The sequence below is a fragment of the Pseudomonas sp. FDAARGOS_380 genome (assembly GCF_002591235.1).
In the GTDB taxonomy this organism is placed as follows: Bacteria; Pseudomonadota; Gammaproteobacteria; order Pseudomonadales; family Pseudomonadaceae; genus Aquipseudomonas; species Aquipseudomonas salmasensis.
In genome coordinates, this window is record NZ_CP023969.1 from 1,741,777 (window position 1) to 1,756,252 (window position 14,476).

The 14,476-nt window shown below is 59.9% G+C and carries 17 protein-coding genes; 9 read left to right on the top strand and 8 right to left on the bottom strand.

The window, feature by feature from the left end:
• The first annotated feature begins 170 nt into the window (after window positions 1-170).
• Window positions 171-821: a dual specificity protein phosphatase family protein gene (locus CRN80_RS08175; RefSeq protein WP_098949927.1), complete on the top strand. Its 651-nt coding sequence runs from the start codon at window positions 171-173 to the stop codon at window positions 819-821.
• A gap of 108 nt (window positions 822-929) precedes the next feature.
• Here the strand turns inward: CRN80_RS08175 and CRN80_RS08180 are convergent, their stop codons facing one another.
• Together CRN80_RS08180 and prlC are read right to left on the bottom strand one after the other, a co-directional pair.
• Entirely contained in the window at window positions 930-1,205 is a 276-nt protein-coding gene (locus CRN80_RS08180) for a YheV family putative zinc ribbon protein (RefSeq protein WP_098949928.1), read from the bottom strand.
• On the bottom strand, window positions 1,202-3,253 hold the full coding sequence (gene prlC / locus CRN80_RS08185) for an oligopeptidase A (RefSeq protein ID WP_098949929.1): 2,052 nt from the start codon (window positions 3,251-3,253) through the stop codon (window positions 1,202-1,204). The genes CRN80_RS08180 and prlC overlap by 4 nt, the downstream gene beginning before the upstream one ends.
• A gap of 101 nt (window positions 3,254-3,354) precedes the next feature.
• Between prlC and CRN80_RS08190 the strand changes: the two genes are divergently transcribed.
• Both CRN80_RS08190 and CRN80_RS08195 read left to right on the top strand, forming a co-directional pair.
• Window positions 3,355-3,897: a gamma carbonic anhydrase family protein gene (locus CRN80_RS08190; protein ID WP_098949930.1), complete on the top strand. Its 543-nt coding sequence runs from the start codon at window positions 3,355-3,357 to the stop codon at window positions 3,895-3,897.
• Complete coding sequence (locus tag CRN80_RS08195) at window positions 3,894-4,553, top strand: HAD family hydrolase (RefSeq protein WP_098949931.1); 660 nt, start codon at window positions 3,894-3,896, stop codon at window positions 4,551-4,553. The genes CRN80_RS08190 and CRN80_RS08195 overlap by 4 nt, the downstream gene beginning before the upstream one ends.
• Window positions 4,554-4,648: 95 nt before the next feature.
• Here the strand turns inward: CRN80_RS08195 and CRN80_RS08200 are convergent, their stop codons facing one another.
• Entirely contained in the window at window positions 4,649-5,692 is a 1,044-nt protein-coding gene (locus CRN80_RS08200) for an aminopeptidase (RefSeq protein ID WP_098949932.1), read from the bottom strand.
• A gap of 110 nt (window positions 5,693-5,802) precedes the next feature.
• Here CRN80_RS08200 and CRN80_RS08205 point away from each other — a divergent pair, with 110 nt between their 5' ends.
• Entirely contained in the window at window positions 5,803-6,225 is a 423-nt protein-coding gene (locus tag CRN80_RS08205; RefSeq protein WP_098949933.1) for a hypothetical protein, read from the top strand.
• A 1-nt stretch (window position 6,226) separates the two neighbouring features.
• On the opposite strand, the gene CRN80_RS08210 is transcribed toward CRN80_RS08205, so the two are convergent.
• Both CRN80_RS08210 and CRN80_RS08215 read right to left on the bottom strand, forming a co-directional pair.
• Entirely contained in the window at window positions 6,227-6,466 is a 240-nt protein-coding gene (locus tag CRN80_RS08210; protein ID WP_003187312.1) for a DUF1161 domain-containing protein, read from the bottom strand.
• A 212-nt stretch (window positions 6,467-6,678) separates the two neighbouring features.
• Window positions 6,679-7,110, bottom strand: coding sequence for an OsmC family protein (locus tag CRN80_RS08215; protein ID WP_098949934.1), 432 nt, complete (start codon window positions 7,108-7,110; stop codon window positions 6,679-6,681).
• A gap of 220 nt (window positions 7,111-7,330) precedes the next feature.
• On the opposite strand from CRN80_RS08215, the gene CRN80_RS08220 reads away from it, so the two are divergent.
• Window positions 7,331-8,332: an LLM class flavin-dependent oxidoreductase gene (locus CRN80_RS08220; protein ID WP_032894344.1), complete on the top strand. Its 1,002-nt coding sequence runs from the start codon at window positions 7,331-7,333 to the stop codon at window positions 8,330-8,332.
• Between the two features lie 58 nt (window positions 8,333-8,390).
• On the opposite strand, the gene CRN80_RS08225 is transcribed toward CRN80_RS08220, so the two are convergent.
• Both CRN80_RS08225 and CRN80_RS08230 read right to left on the bottom strand, forming a co-directional pair.
• A complete protein-coding gene (locus CRN80_RS08225) occupies window positions 8,391-8,618 on the bottom strand; it encodes a DUF1161 domain-containing protein (protein ID WP_032894345.1) in 228 nt (75 codons plus the stop codon).
• Window positions 8,619-8,734: 116 nt separating this feature from the next.
• On the bottom strand, window positions 8,735-8,950 hold the full coding sequence (locus tag CRN80_RS08230; protein WP_005783406.1) for a dodecin: 216 nt from the start codon (window positions 8,948-8,950) through the stop codon (window positions 8,735-8,737).
• A gap of 157 nt (window positions 8,951-9,107) precedes the next feature.
• Between CRN80_RS08230 and CRN80_RS08235 the strand changes: the two genes are divergently transcribed.
• Complete coding sequence (locus tag CRN80_RS08235) at window positions 9,108-9,434, top strand: YqjD family protein (protein ID WP_003187304.1); 327 nt, start codon at window positions 9,108-9,110, stop codon at window positions 9,432-9,434.
• An 8-nt stretch (window positions 9,435-9,442) separates the two neighbouring features.
• Here the strand turns inward: CRN80_RS08235 and CRN80_RS08240 are convergent, their stop codons facing one another.
• Entirely contained in the window at window positions 9,443-10,339 is an 897-nt protein-coding gene (locus tag CRN80_RS08240; RefSeq protein ID WP_098949935.1) for a LysR family transcriptional regulator, read from the bottom strand.
• Between the two features lie 109 nt (window positions 10,340-10,448).
• Between CRN80_RS08240 and trpB the strand changes: the two genes are divergently transcribed.
• The 3 genes from trpB to CRN80_RS08255 all read left to right on the top strand — a co-directional run bounded on the left by trpB (window position 10,449) and on the right by CRN80_RS08255 (window position 14,471).
• Window positions 10,449-11,675: a tryptophan synthase subunit beta gene (gene trpB / locus CRN80_RS08245; protein ID WP_014716306.1), complete on the top strand. Its 1,227-nt coding sequence runs from the start codon at window positions 10,449-10,451 to the stop codon at window positions 11,673-11,675.
• Window positions 11,675-12,484, top strand: coding sequence for a tryptophan synthase subunit alpha (trpA, locus tag CRN80_RS08250; RefSeq protein WP_044270232.1), 810 nt, complete (start codon window positions 11,675-11,677; stop codon window positions 12,482-12,484). The genes trpB and trpA overlap by 1 nt, the downstream gene beginning before the upstream one ends.
• A gap of 328 nt (window positions 12,485-12,812) precedes the next feature.
• On the top strand, window positions 12,813-14,471 hold the full coding sequence (locus CRN80_RS08255) for a BBE domain-containing protein (RefSeq protein WP_098949936.1): 1,659 nt from the start codon (window positions 12,813-12,815) through the stop codon (window positions 14,469-14,471).
• The last annotated feature ends 5 nt before the right edge of the window (window positions 14,472-14,476 follow it).

A 14,476-nucleotide genomic window follows, 5' to 3' on the forward strand; every position in this document is an offset into this window, starting at 1 on the left:
TTAGTTACAAATGATAGCAGGCTAAGAATTGAGAGGCGTCAATTCGGCGACAAAAACACCGGATCAGATCGCAAGTATCACGATTCTTTGACGCGGACCTCACGCCGTATTGACCCGCCTTGAGTGAGTCTGTGGCCCATCAACCACTTCCTCGCTCGGTCACAACGTTCATGTTCAACACACGCATACTGCTCGCTCTCGGCCTGGCGTTCATGAGCCTGCTCAACACCGCACACGCCGATGAGGCTGCGTCGATCCGCTCGCCGGAATGGGCCCAGCCGGTGGGTAACCAATACAACCTGCACCAAATGACACCCACGCTCTATCGCAGCGCATTGCCGGACGAGCGTGCGCTGCCCCTGTTGCAAACGCTCAAGATCGCTACGGTCATCAACTTCCTGCCGGAATCTGATGCGCAGTGGCTCCAATCATCTGATATCAAACAAGTGCAGTTGAGCTATCGCACCAACCACGTCGACGATTCCGACGTGCTGGCGGCGATCAGGGCGATTCAGGCAGCAGAGGCCGATGGCCCGGTGTTGATGCACTGCAAGCACGGCGCCGACCGCACCGGCCTGATGGCAGCGATGTATCGGGTGGTGGTTCAGGGGTGGAGCAAGGAGGATGCGCTGAACGAGATGACCTTGGGCGGCTTTGGCAGCAGCAATGGTTTCAAGGACGGCGTTCGCTACATGATGAGAGCCGATGTCGACAAGTTGCGCACAGCTTTGGCGAATGGGGATTGCAGCACCAGCGCGTTTGCGTTGTGCTCAATGAAAGACTGGATCACCACAACGGGCCAGGCAGAGAAAAAACTGTAGGAGCGAGCTTGCTCACAAAAAACTCAACAGCGGCGCGCTTATCCAGGATAACGCGCGTTTTCGTTAACGTTTTTCGCGAGCAAGCTCGCTCCTACAGGGGGTGCAGGGTTAGTCTTTTTTCAGCTTCGGGTTTGGGAAGAACTGCACTGCCTGCACTTTAGGGTCAGCCTGGGCTTTCAACGCGGAGGTATTGACCCTTGTGCCCAATTCCTTGGGCACCGACAGGCCTTGATCATTCAGCGTATCGGTATACCCACAGGCCACGCACTCGCGGTGCGGCACGCTGTCTTCGGTCCACATCTTCAACTTGTCCGGCTCGCTGCACGCCGGGCAGACAGCCCCGGCGATAAATTGCTTTTTGGTGATCACAGGCCCTTCACTCATGCTGCTGCGTCCTCACTCAGGCCGCTGTGGCGCAAGAGTGCGTCAATCGACGGCGCGCGTCCGCGGAAGTCGACGAACAGCACCATCGGCGCCTGGGAACCGCCACGCGCCAGGATGGCTTCACGGAACGCACGCCCGGTCTGGGCATTGAGCACGCCGTCTTCCTCGAACTTGGAGAACGCGTCCGCGGACAGCACTTCGGCCCACTTGTAGCTGTAGTAACCCGCCGCATAACCGCCGGCGAAGATGTGCGCGAAGCTGTTGGGGAAGCGGTTGTAGGCCGGTGGGCGCATCACCGAGACTTCATCGCGCACGCCTTCCAGCACCTGAGCCACGCTGCGCCCATCGCCATGGGTGGCGTGCAGTTCAAAGTCGAACAGCGAGAACTCCAGCTGACGCACCATCATCAGGCCGGACTGGAAATTTTTCGCCGCGAGCATTTTCTCCAGCAGGTCCTGGGGCAGGGGCTCGCCGCTTTCGTAGTGGCCGGAGATCAGCGCCAGGCCTTCAGGCTCCCAGCACCAGTTCTCCATGAACTGGCTCGGCAGTTCCACTGCGTCCCACGCCACACCGTTGATACCGGATACGCCGGCATGTTCCACGCGGGTGAGCAGGTGATGCAGGCCATGGCCGAATTCGTGGAACAGGGTAGTGACTTCATCGTGGGTCAGCAGGGCAGGCTTGCCGCTGTCGGCCGGGGTGAAGTTGCACACCAGGTTCGCAACGGGGCTTTGCAGCACGCCATCCAGGGTGCGGCGGCGGTCGCGGGCGCCGTCCATCCAGGCACCGCCACGCTTGTTGGCGCGGGCATACAGGTCGAAGAAGAAACGCCCGACGTGCTCGCCGTTTTCCTTGATTTCGAACAAACGAACATCCGGGTGCCAGGTGTCGAAGCCTTTGAGCTCAGCGATCTCGATGCCGTACAGGCGCTGCACAATGGCAAACAGGCCGCCCAGCACTTTGTCGATGGGGAAGTAGGCGCGCAAGGCTTCCTGGGACACGCTGTAGCGCTGCTCACGCAGTTTTTCGCCGTAGAAACCGCTGTCCCAGCTTTGCAGATCAGGGCAGCCTTGCTCGGCGGCGTAGGCCTTGAGCTGTTGCAGGTCCTGGGCGGCAAACGGCTTGCTGCGCTTGGCCAGGTCACGCAGGAAGCTCAGCACCTGGTCGCTGGACTCGGCCATCTTGGTGGCCAGGCTCAGCTCGGAGAACGACGCATAACCCAACAATTGGGCCAGTTCCTGACGCAGGTCGAGGATCTGTTCCATCACCGGGCCGTTATCGTTCTGACCGGCATTCGGGCCTTGGTCCGACGCACGGGTGCAGTAGGCGGCGTACACCTCTTCACGCAGGGCACGGTCCTGGGCGTAGGTCATGACGGCGTAGTAGCTGGGGAATTCCAAGGTGATCAGCCAGCCGTCGAGGCCCTTGGCCTGGGCGGCGGCGGCCATTTGTGCCTTGGCCGAGTCCGTCAGGCCGGCAAGGGTGGCTTCATCGGTGACGTGCTTGGTCCAGGCCTGGGTGGCGTCCAGCAACTGGTTGGAGAACTTGCTGCCCAACTCAGACAGCTTGCTCTGCACCTCGGCGTAGCGCTTTTGCTGCTCCGGCGGCAAGTCGATGCCCGACAGGCGGAAATCACGCAGGGAGTGTTCCAGAATGGTTTTTTGCGCCACATCGAAACCGGCGGCTTCCGGGCTGTTGGCCAGGGCTTCGAAGGCCTGGAACAGCTCACGGTTCTGGCCCATTTCGGTGGAGTAGGCGCTCAAGGCCGGCAGGCATGCCTCGTAGGCTTCGCGCAGTTCGGCGCTGTTGCACACGGCATTGAGGTGGCTGACCGGGCTCCAGGCCGCACCCAGGCGATCATTGAGTTCGTCCATGGCCAGGACCAGGCCGGCCCACGTCGGATTTTTACCCTGGCTTTGCAGGATCTCTGCGATTGCCACGCGGTTGTCGGCGAGGATCTGTTCGATGGCCGGCTGCACGTGTTCGGCACGGATCGCCGAGAACGGCGGCAGGTCGTAGGACTGCAAAAGAGGGTTGTTCGCGCTCACGGTGGGCACCTTGGCTGAAGAAACATGTAGAACAAAGATGGGGCCATCTTAATTACAATCAACACCCACCGCAGCTATCAGCAGAAGAGAGAGAGGCTATCGTGACCCTTCGCACCTATCAGAACCACACGCCAACCCTCGGCGCCGGGGCGTTTGTCGATATTTCGGCGGTGGTGATCGGCGATGTCGAAATCGGCACTGACAGCTCGGTTTGGCCGCTGACAGTGATTCGCGGCGACATGCACCGCATCCGCATCGGCGCGCGCACCAGCGTGCAAGACGGCTGCGTGCTGCACATTACCCATGCCGGGCCGTTCAATCCTGAGGGTTTCCCGTTGCTGATCGGCGACGATGTGACCATCGCCCATAAGGTCATGCTGCATGGCTGCACCGTGGGTAGCCGCGTCCTGATCGGCATGGGCAGTATCGTGATGGATGGCGCCGTGGTCGAAGACGACGTGATCATCGGCGCCGGCAGCCTGGTGCCGCCAGGCAAGAAACTCGAGAGCGGTTTTTTGTATGTGGGCAGCCCGGTTAAACAGATTCGCGCATTGACTGACAAAGAACGCGCCTTTTTCACCTACAGCGCGGCGAACTACGTGAAGCTCAAAGACCTGCACCTGGCCGAAGGATTCGATCAATGACCCTGCATCACCCCACCGTTCTGTTCGACCTGGACGGCACCCTCACCGACCCGCGCGAGGGCATTACCCGTTCGATCCAGTACGCGCTGGCCAAACTGGGCATTGATGAGCCCGACCTGACCAAGCTCGAACACTTCATCGGCCCGCCCTTGTTGCAGGCGTTCATGCAGTTTTACGCCTTCGACGAGGCCAAGGCATGGGAGGCGGTGAATTTCTACCGTGAGCGCTTCAAGGTTACCGGCCTGTATGAAAACCGCGTATTCGACGGTGTCATGCCGTTATTGGAAGAGCTGAACAGCCAAGGGCGCCAGCTGTACGTCGCCACCTCCAAACCGTGGGAATTTGCCCGCGAGATTGCGCGGCATTTCGACTTTGCCAAGCACTTCAAGGTGATCTACGGCAGCGAGTTGGACGGTACGCGTACCAACAAGGTCGAGTTGATCGCGCATTTGATGCGTGAGGAACGACTGGACCCGGCCACCACCTTGATGATCGGCGATCGCAAGCATGACCTGATCGGGGCCCGCAGCAATGGGCTGGATTCGGCCGCTGTGGGGTATGGGTTTGGGAGTTTTGAAGAGCTGAATGCCGAGGCACCGACCTGGCATTTCGAGACGTTGGACCAGATGCATCAGGCGTTTTTGCAGCGGTCTTAAGAGCGCTTTCGCAGGCAAGCCAGCTCCCACAGTTGACCGCATCCTCATGTTGAAAATCGGTCAACTGTGGGAGCTGGCTTGCCTGCGATAAGGCCCTAACGGCCAACCCTCTCCAACTGCCTCAACGCCGCTTTCCGCTGCTCTACCGGCAATCCACCCAACCGCTCCACCGCAGTATAAAACTTCACCCAATCCCCACCTTCCTGCGCAAACAACGCCGCAAACGCCGGCACCCATTGGTCATACAACCCAAACGGCAACAGTCGGGCATTGTTCATCGGCTGGTTGATCCAGGCGTCATAACGCTTGTCACCCTCCCATTGGCTATCGCGCAGGTGCCGGTATTCGCTGCGCAACTGTTCGAATTGCGCCGCTTTGGCCCGGCGCATGGCGTCCGCTGCCAACGGCTGCGCGTACAACGCCTCCAGGCGTTTACGGGTATCGAGAATCAGCCGGATAAATTGGTCACGCTGCTTCAACGCCGCATCGCCGACAGGCGCCAGGCCCCGCGCCGCACGCCATTGTCGGGTGCCTTCCTGCTCGACAAAGCTGGCATAGGACTCGTTGAACTCGGTGTCATCCTTCACATAAAAGCGCTGGTGGGCCAGCTCATGGAAGATCAGCGTGGCGAGGCGCTCATCGCCCCAGCTCATCATCGAGCTCATGATCGGGTCGTTGAACCAGCCCAGCGTGGAGTAGGCCTCCACGCCACCGATCGACACATCCATGCCCTGTTGCCGCAACAGTGCCGCTTCGCCCCGCGCCGCGCCTTGGTTGTAGTAGCCGCGATAGGCGACGCAACCGGCGATGGGAAAGCAATGGTTCTGTGGTGACAGAGAAAATTCCTGCGTGGCAAAGACATTCCAGACCACATAGGGTCGGCCGATATCGGCATATAGCCGGTAACTTTGGTTGTCAGGCAGATGCAGCTGTTCGCTGGCAAAGGCTCGGGCTTTCTGCGCTTGAGCCAGATGCTCGCGCAACACTGGCGGGCGAGCAGGGTCAGCGATGACCTCGGCTACCGGCTCCCGGGCCCGCAACAGCTGCCACTGGCCGCTCGCCAACTGGCCGTAATAACTGACACTGGAGCAGCCGCTGAGCAGCGCAACCATCAGCCCTGGAAGAAAACGCCTGATCATGCACTGACTGCTCCTGGGTGATTGGTTCGCCAGACTATCGCGCTTGCAGGGGATTTTTCCACGGCGTGGCGTGTTTATACTCAAGCCTCTCTTCGTGTTGAGTACCTGCCATGCGCCAGCTTGTGCTTCCCCTCGCCGCTGTATTCCTCAGCGCTTGCGCCTCTACCCCCATCCCCCCTGTGGACCCGCAGCAGGCCTGGGTCGATTTCACCACGCCGACACCGGGTTCCAAGTTGGTGATGGCTCAGCGCCTGGACGGAAAAAACCTCGACGACGGGCGCTTTTTTCAAATGCCTCCCGGCCCTCACGAGCTGATGGTGCGCTTTGACTTTGAAGTGCCCGCCGGCGGCGGTTTGGGTGGCCTCAGCCAGATGATGTATCGCACCTGCTTCATGACGCTGCAGTACGACCACTTTCAGGCCGGCCAGCGCTATGTGCTGGAAGGGCGCTCACTGGCGTTCACGCCCAACATCCGGCTGTACGACTCCGCCCGCCAGTTATTGGCCGAAGAGCGCAGCGTGAATTGCATCTGAGTCAGTCGTTGTTCTTTTGATAGATGATGCGCTTGGTGCCGTTTTCGCACGAACCGACAATCATGGCTTCGTCATGGTTCTTGGCTTCTTCGGCGGTGATGATTTCCAGGGTGTAGGACGGAATCGCCTTGGCCTGGATCTTCACTTCGATTTCTTTCCTGAGCTCTTCACAATCTTTTGGCGCGGCCACGGCCGAAGTGGCCAATACACCGCAGATGATTGCCAAGGCAAAACGTTTCATGTGTGGAGCTCCCTGAATGCGCTGCGCACGAGTGTGCGCCTAGGCTGCATGGGCTATTCGACCACATTTTGCAAACACGAGTTCTGATTTAACGCAGAACTAAAAATGTGGGAGCGGGCTTGCTCGCGAATACGCAGTGTCAGTCACCGAAGATATCGGCTGATCCACCGCATTCGCGAGCAAGCCTGCTCCCACACAAGGCAACAGCTACATCAGTTGACCAGTGTGGCATCCAGCGTGATGGTCGCATTCAGCACCTTGGACACTGGGCACCCTTGCTTGGCTTTTTTGCTCAGTTCATCGAACTGCGCTTGGCTCGCGCCTGGGATTTTGGCCTTCAGGATCAGATGCACGGCTGTAATCGCAAAGCCGCCCTCGACCTGGTCCAGGGTCACTTCGGCCTGGGTGTCGATGCTGTCAGCCTTGAGCCCGGCATCGCCAAGAATCATGGAAAACGCCATGGAGAAACAGCCGGCGTGAGCGGCGCCGATTAATTCTTCAGGGTTGGTACCCTTGCCGCCCTCGAAACGGGCCTTGAAGCCGTAGGGCGCTTCGCGCAGCACGCCGGTTTCCGTGGAAATGGAGCCCAGGCCAGTCTTCAGGTCGCCTTCCCAATGCGCGGATGCCTTTTTAACGATACTCATAGCTTTCTCCTCGAACGGTGGTTTTGCGTCGGTAAGGGTTCTGAGGATAGACGCCACGGCAAAGTTCATCTTGTCGGAAAAACCTAGCAATCCAGTAGGAAATTTCAGAACCACCTATTGAATCTCGGGTATATGCCCTCATTGCATAGAACATGCACATGCAGCGGCAGGTTTTGGCTCGTTTAAAAAAGCCTGTGCGCCCTATTGGAGAAGCAGGCTTATGAAATCGCTGTCCGACGTAAAATTTTCAACCCTCGACCTGGTGCCCGTACGCGCCAACGGCAGCCCGGCGCAGTCGCTGCGCAACTCCCTGGACCTGGCCCAGCATGTGGAGAAGTTCGGCTACCACCGTTTCTGGGTAGCCGAGCACCACAATATGGATGGCATCGCCAGTTCAGCCACCTCGGTACTACTCGGTTACCTGGCAGGCGGCACCTCGACCATCCGCGTGGGTTCCGGCGGCGTGATGCTGCCTAACCACGCGCCACTGGTGATCGCCGAGCAGTTCGGCACCCTGGAAAGCCTCTACCCTGGCCGTATCGACCTGGGCCTGGGGCGCGCCCCCGGTTCCGACCAGATGACCGCCCGCGCCCTACGCCGTGAACGCTCCGGCAGTGCCGACGACTTCCCCGAAGATGTGGCCGAGTTGATGGCCTACCTGGGCCCGCGTACGCCCGACCAACGGGTTATCGCGGTACCGGGCACCGGCACCAATGTGCCGGTGTGGCTGCTGGGTTCGAGCCTGTTCAGTGCGCAATTGGCCGGTGAGCGGGGCTTGCCTTACGCCTTCGCTTCGCATTTCGCACCGCGCTTGATGCATGAGGCGATTCGCGTGTATCGCAATCACTTCAAGCCTTCGGCCGTGCTGGATAAACCCTACGTGATGCTCGGCATTCCGCTGGTGGCGGCCGACACCGATGAGCAGGCCGATTACCTGGCCACCTCGGTGTACCAGCGTATCCTCGCGTTGATGCGCGGCCAGAGCCTGGTGCAGCGCCCTCCAGTCAAAACCATGGACGGCCTGTGGTTGCCCCATGAAAAAGACGCGGTCGGTAGCTTCCTTGGTTTGGCCATGGTGGGCAGCCCGGCGAAGATTCGCGCCAAGCTGGAGGTGTTGATCGAGCAGACCGGCGCCGATGAGCTGATTTTTACCAGTGACCTGTATGAGCACGCCGATCGGATTCATTCCTACGAGCTGCTTGCACAAGTGATGAAGGGCTGAAATCCAGGCGAAAAAAACCGACGCACTTGCGTCGGTTTTTTATGTCCACAACACGAGATTAACCGCGCTTGTAGGCAATTTCCTTGGTGCCACCTTCGCAGGTGCCAACTACTGTGTGGTCACTTGGCGTAGCACCTTTGTCCACCACTTCCAGCGAATACCCCGAAGCACCCTTGGCGTCGATTTTCGCGGCAATTTCGCTTTTCAGCTCTTCACAAGGCTTGCCCGCCGCCATAGCGGTACCCGCAATGCTCAACAACCCTACCGCCAACAGAAACGTCTTCATCCGTTACTTTCCTTGCGCTGATCAAAAAGAGCGTGCCGACGCTCATCGCATCGGCACCCGTTGTTTGTAGCGCAGGTTATGGCAATCGGCCAGCGGGCAAAGTTCAACTCTGCCGATCAACTACTGGCAATGCGGAATCCCACTTTGAGCGTGACCTGGAAGTGCGCAGCCTTGCCATCCTTGATGTGACCACGGGTTTCGGTCACCTCAAACCACTCCAGATGCTTGATGCTTTTGTTGGCTTCGGCCAGGGCATTGTTGATCGCGTCTTCGATGCTGGTGGTGGAAGAGCCTACCAGTTCGACTTTCTTGTACGTGTGATGATCACTCATGGCATTTCTCCTTTAGGTCGTCAATCAAGACTAGCAGCGAATGTGCGTACTGCTTCAGGCGACCGTTGGGAGGCGAAAGTTCAGAATTACTGCACTTTCTGAAACCGGCGCAGTCGGTATCTACACACGCCACTCAATCACTTCAGGAGATGTCCACATGGCCAACACTTCTTTACGCAAAGCGTCGCTGGAAAGCATGGAAGCCGAGATTTCGAGCCTGCTCAAATCTCTGGAGAGCCTCAAGGACGACGCGTCCGATGAGTCGCGCAAAACGCTGAAGGCCTTGAAAAGCAATGCCGAGAACGCGCTCAAGCACTCTCGTCACCTGATCAGCGACGCCTACGAAGAAAGCAAAGTCAAAATCCGTGAAACCAGCGCTGCCACCCGTGACTACGCTCAAGAGCATCCATGGACGACCGCTGGCGTCGCCGTTGGCGCACTGGGCCTGCTGGCGGCTTACCTGCTGTGCAAACGCGGTGACTGATTGACCGGTTACACCGGTTGGCGCAGCAACTCAGCCTTGAGCCATTGCGCCAACTGCCCGGCGCGCCCATCTGCGGCGCGCTTGGGTAGCCACAACGCCAGGTGCGCAGGGGTTTCACTGAAGCCCCACGGCGCCACCAGGCGACCCGCTCGCAGGTCCTCTGCCACCAGCGGTTCTGGCGCAATCGCCACGCCCAACCCGGCAACCGCCGCTTCCAGCAAATAATACAAATGCTCAAACCCCTGGCCGAGTTTCAACGCGCCGGGCTCGATGCCGTGTTGCCGTGCCCAACTGGGCCAGGCCTGCGGCCTTGAAGTGGTGTGCAGCAAGGCTTGCTCGGCCAGTGCCGACGCCGGAGCCTGGCGAAGCTGTTCAAAATCGGCGAAGCGTGGGCTCATAACCGGGCCGATACGTTCGCTGGCCAGCTCATACACTTGCATATCCGCCGGCCACGGCGGCTCAGCGAACACCAGCAAGGCATCCAGCCCTGGGCGGCGCGGGTCCAGATCGCCTTCGCCCGCCGACAGGTGCAGTCGCAAATCCGGCAAGTCGGCATTCAACCGTCCTAGCCGAGGGATAAACCAGCGCGCCAGCAAGCTGCCTGAACAGCCGAGTACGAAAGGTGCATCGGCGCCGCGCTGGGTCAATTCGGCGCACACCTCGCGCAAACGCTCGAAAGCTTCCGCGCTCGCGTCGCGAAGCCTTACACCCGCATCTGTGAGTTTAAGGCCGCGCCCGTCCTTGACGAACAGACTCACGCCCAAGTGCTCCTCCAGCACTTTCAACTGGCGGCTGACGGCGCCGTGGGTCACGTGCAATAGCTCCGCAGCCTGGCTGACGCTGTTCAGGCGGGCGGTGGCTTCAAAAGCGCGCAAGGCATTGAGGGGAGGAAGGTCGCCGCTCATCTGTGAGTTTTCCTGACAGGTTGCTGCGATCTTATCGGTTTTCAGGCCAAGGCGTCACGCGTAGAGTGACCGTCATTGCCTTTAAACACATTCTTTCCTGGAGCGTCCCATGACTCAGTCCCAGACCGATCTACGCAACGGCCCTGATGCCAACGGCCTGTTTGGTGCGTTCGGTGGCCGCTACGTCGCTGAAACCCTGATGCCGTTGATCCTCGACCTGGCCCGCGAATACGAAGCGGCCAAGGTAGATCCGGCGTTTAACGAAGAATTGGCCTACTTCCAGCGCGACTATGTCGGGCGCCCAAGCCCGCTGTACTTTGCCGAACGCCTCACCGAGTTCTGCGGCGGCGCCAAGATCTACCTCAAGCGCGAAGAGCTCAACCACACCGGCGCGCACAAGATCAACAACTGCATCGGCCAGATCCTGCTGGCCCGGCGCATGGGCAAAAAACGCATCATCGCCGAGACCGGCGCCGGCATGCACGGCGTGGCCACCGCCACCGTGGCGGCGCGCTTTGGCCTGCAATGCGTGATCTACATGGGCACCACCGACATCGAACGCCAGCAGGCCAACGTGTTCCGCATGAAGCTGCTGGGCGCCGAAGTCATCCCCGTGGTCGCCGGCACCGGCACCCTCAAAGACGCCATGAACGAAGCCCTGCGCGACTGGGTCACCAACGTCGACAGCACCTTCTACCTGATCGGTACCGTGGCCGGCCCACACCCGTACCCGGCGATGGTGCGGGACTTCCAGGCCGTGATCGGCAAGGAAACCCGTACCCAACTGCAAGCCCAGGAAGGCCGCCTGCCGGACAGCCTGGTGGCGTGCATCGGCGGTGGTTCCAACGCCATGGGCCTGTTCCACCCGTTCCTGGATGACACCAGCGTCGAAATTATCGGCGTTGAAGCAGCCGGCCATGGCATTGAAACCGGCAAGCACGCCGCCAGCCTCAACGGCGGCGTACCCGGCGTGCTGCACGGCAACCGCACCTTCCTGCTGCAGGACGACGACGGCCAGATCATCGACGCCCACTCGATTTCCGCAGGCCTGGACTACCCCGGCATCGGCCCGGAACACGCTTGGTTGCATGACATCGGCCGCGTCCAGTACACCTCGGTGACGGACGACGAAGCCCTGGAAGCCTTCCACAAATGCTGCCGCCTGGAAGGGATCATTCCTGCCCTGGAAAGCGCCCACGCCCTGGCTGAAGTATTCAAGCGCGCGCCAAACTTGCCCAAGGATCACCTGATGGTGGTCAACCTCTCGGGCCGTGGCGACAAAGACATGCAGACCGTGATGCACCATATGGAACAGTCCAAGCAGGAGAAACACTGATGAGCCGCCTGCAAACCCGCTTTGCGCAACTTAAAGAACAGAACCGTGCCGCCCTGGTGACCTTCGTCACCGCTGGCGACCCCGGCTATGACACTTCGCTGGCGATCCTCAAGGGCTTGCCGGCCGCCGGCGCCGACGTGATCGAGCTGGGCATGCCCTTCACCGACCCGATGGCCGACGGCCCGGCCATTCAACTGGCCAATATCCGCGCCCTGGGCGCCAAGCAGAACCTGTTGAAAACCCTGCAGATGGTTCGCGAGTTCCGCCAGGACAACAACGACACCCCGCTGGTGTTGATGGGTTATTTCAACCCGATCCACAAATATGGCGTGTCGCAGTTCATTGCCGATGCCAAGGCAGCCGGCGTCGACGGCCTGATCGTGGTGGATATGCCGCCTGAGCACAACGGCGAGCTGTGCGACCCGGCCCAGGCTGCAGGCATCGACTTTATCCGCCTGACCACGCCAACCACCGATGACGTGCGCCTGCCTACTGTGCTCAATGGCAGCTCCGGGTTTGTGTATTACGTGTCGGTCGCCGGTGTAACCGGGGCTGGTGCCGCCACCCTGGAACACGTCGAAGAAGCCGTGACCCGCCTGCGCCGCCATACCGACCTGCCGATCAGCATCGGCTTTGGTATCCGCACACCAGAGCAGGCAGCGGCCATCGCACGCCTGGCAGACGGGGTGGTAGTGGGTTCGGCGCTGATCGATCACATCGCCACGGCCAAGAACGACCAGCAAGCCATTGATGGCGTGCTGACGCTGTGCGCGGCGCTGTCGGAAGGTGTGCGCAACGCACGTAAGTAAGTGCATGTTCGGTCGGTGATCAGACTGTCCAAATATCACCGACTTATACGCTAGGCTTCAGAAGGAGGCGGGCATCTCGCCTAATGTGTAGGAGCGAGCTTGCTCGCGAAAAACTTACAGGCGCCGCGTTCATTCAGCGAACACGCGTTATCGTTGACGTTTTTCGCGAGCAAGCTCGCTCCTACACAAGGCTAGGCATCGCGTCTCTCCTTTTTAACGCACTTCGTGCCCTTTGCCGTCTAACCACCTTCGCAAGCCCCGCAGTCCTTGCCACTCGGTCGTTAAGTTAGCCGCATCAGAAGTCATTCTTGGCTCTTAGGAGTACATCATGGCATTTGATCTCATCACTGTTTCAGACCGTCGTCACTCAAGCCTGCAAAAGGGCTTCAACCTGCGCTGGCCCTTGGGCAACCTGCAGGGTCAGTCCTCGCCCAATGGCGCCAACCTGATTTACCTGTGCCGCAGCCCCCAAGACATCATGGACGCCGCCGCCCAGGCATTGGCCCTGCCCAATGGGCGCATCACCGTGCGCAGCGGCGGTCATTGCTATGAAGGGTTTGTCGCCAACAAGATGCCCGACAGCCCGGATGAGGTGCTGTCGATCCTAGATATCAGCGCGCTGGGCCGAGTGGTGTACGACGCCAGCGGGCAGATTGGCTCCGAACTGAGCCCGACGCAGCCCTTTCGCTACCGCTTTCGCCTGGAGGCCGGCGGCCAGATCTGGGACAGCTATAGCGCGTTGTACAAGCAGGCCAACAAGACCTTGCCCGGCGGCTCATGTTATTCAGTTGGCCTGGGCGGGCACATTTGCGGCGGCGGCTACGGGTTGCTGTCGCGCAAGTATGGACTGGTGTGTGACTGGCTCAGCGGGGTCGATATCCTGGTGCCTGACAGCCAAGGCAAAAGGCTCGAACCGCGCCATGTCAGCAGGGACAGCACCCAACAGGACGAATTGGACCTGTTCGCCGCGTGCTGCGGTGCTGGGGGCGGTCAATTCGGCATTATCACCAGCTATTACTTCAAGGACCTGCCACCGGCCCCCAAAGAAGTACTGTGGCTGGTATTGGAATGGGACTGGTCAGTACTGACCCAGGATGCACTAAACAACCTGCTGGTGGCTTACCAGCTATGGTTTGCCAGCCACCAGAACAACCCGGACACCTGGGGCCTGGCGACCAAACTGGAAATGCGCCACGAGCACACAGGCAATATCACTCTGGGCATCCATTATGTGGACAAGGAGGGTGAGCTGAACGACCGTGCGCCCTTCGATGATTTTGTCGACAAGATGCTCACGGCCATCGGCTTACCTGCCACCGAGTCGCTGGTACCGTTTCATGTGGTCCATTTGCCGCTTGGCACAGCCCGCGGGCGCACCATAAACTCGCTGTCGTCCGCCCAAGCTGCGACCCGGCGCCTGGATTGGCTGGTGTGCCAGCAAACCTTGAATGGCGCGGGAGACAACCAGCGCGGGCGCTATAAGTCGGCCTATCAGAAAGGTGAGTTCAGCCCCCAAGTGCTACAAGCCATCTGGACTACCCTGACCTGGCCAGACCCTGACAACCACCTGACACAAAGCCTGATCCAGATCCAGTCTTTCGGCGGCCAGATCAACGCCGCCAGCGCGCCCGTGCGCAAGGAGTCGTCGGCCGCCCAGCGTTCGTCCTTCCTCAAGTGGCAACCCCAGTGTTACTGGCACGGAGACAGCGCCGCTGCGGACCAGGCCCATGCTGACTGGATCCGAGGGCTGTACGTCAATGCGTTTGCCGATGCTCAAGGCGTGCCGCTCAACGATGCGTTCGAAGGCTGCTACATCAATTATCCCGACCTCGACATGACCTACGCTGGCGGTAATCCGGCCAACGGTAAAAACCCCCAGTGGTACAAAATCTTCTTTCCCGATCTGATGATCGAAAGCCGCTTGCGCCGTACCAAGCAGCGCTGGGACCCGCACAATGTATTTCGTAACGAGATGTCGGTGCCGTAGAACGA

What these genes read in the sequence shown, in the direction of transcription:
- CRN80_RS08175 (WP_098949927.1), top strand. Translation starts at nt 171, where the DNA reads ATGTTCAACACACGCATACTGCTCGCTCTCGGCCTGGCGTTCATGAGC.
- CRN80_RS08180 (WP_098949928.1), bottom strand. Translation starts at nt 1,205, where the DNA reads ATGAGTGAAGGGCCTGTGATCACCAAAAAGCAATTTATCGCCGGGGCT.
- CRN80_RS08195 (WP_098949931.1), top strand. Translation starts at nt 3,894, where the DNA reads ATGACCCTGCATCACCCCACCGTTCTGTTCGACCTGGACGGCACCCTC.
- CRN80_RS08200 (WP_098949932.1), bottom strand. Translation starts at nt 5,692, where the DNA reads ATGATCAGGCGTTTTCTTCCAGGGCTGATGGTTGCGCTGCTCAGCGGC.
- CRN80_RS08205 (WP_098949933.1), top strand. Translation starts at nt 5,803, where the DNA reads ATGCGCCAGCTTGTGCTTCCCCTCGCCGCTGTATTCCTCAGCGCTTGC.
- CRN80_RS08210 (WP_003187312.1), bottom strand. Translation starts at nt 6,466, where the DNA reads ATGAAACGTTTTGCCTTGGCAATCATCTGCGGTGTATTGGCCACTTCG.
- CRN80_RS08215 (WP_098949934.1), bottom strand. Translation starts at nt 7,110, where the DNA reads ATGAGTATCGTTAAAAAGGCATCCGCGCATTGGGAAGGCGACCTGAAG.
- CRN80_RS08220 (WP_032894344.1), top strand. Translation starts at nt 7,331, where the DNA reads ATGAAATCGCTGTCCGACGTAAAATTTTCAACCCTCGACCTGGTGCCC.
- CRN80_RS08225 (WP_032894345.1), bottom strand. Translation starts at nt 8,618, where the DNA reads ATGAAGACGTTTCTGTTGGCGGTAGGGTTGTTGAGCATTGCGGGTACC.
- CRN80_RS08230 (WP_005783406.1), bottom strand. Translation starts at nt 8,950, where the DNA reads ATGAGTGATCATCACACGTACAAGAAAGTCGAACTGGTAGGCTCTTCC.
- CRN80_RS08235 (WP_003187304.1), top strand. Translation starts at nt 9,108, where the DNA reads ATGGCCAACACTTCTTTACGCAAAGCGTCGCTGGAAAGCATGGAAGCC.
- CRN80_RS08240 (WP_098949935.1), bottom strand. Translation starts at nt 10,339, where the DNA reads ATGAGCGGCGACCTTCCTCCCCTCAATGCCTTGCGCGCTTTTGAAGCC.
- trpB (WP_014716306.1), top strand. Translation starts at nt 10,449, where the DNA reads ATGACTCAGTCCCAGACCGATCTACGCAACGGCCCTGATGCCAACGGC.
- trpA (WP_044270232.1), top strand. Translation starts at nt 11,675, where the DNA reads ATGAGCCGCCTGCAAACCCGCTTTGCGCAACTTAAAGAACAGAACCGT.
- CRN80_RS08255 (WP_098949936.1), top strand. Translation starts at nt 12,813, where the DNA reads ATGGCATTTGATCTCATCACTGTTTCAGACCGTCGTCACTCAAGCCTG.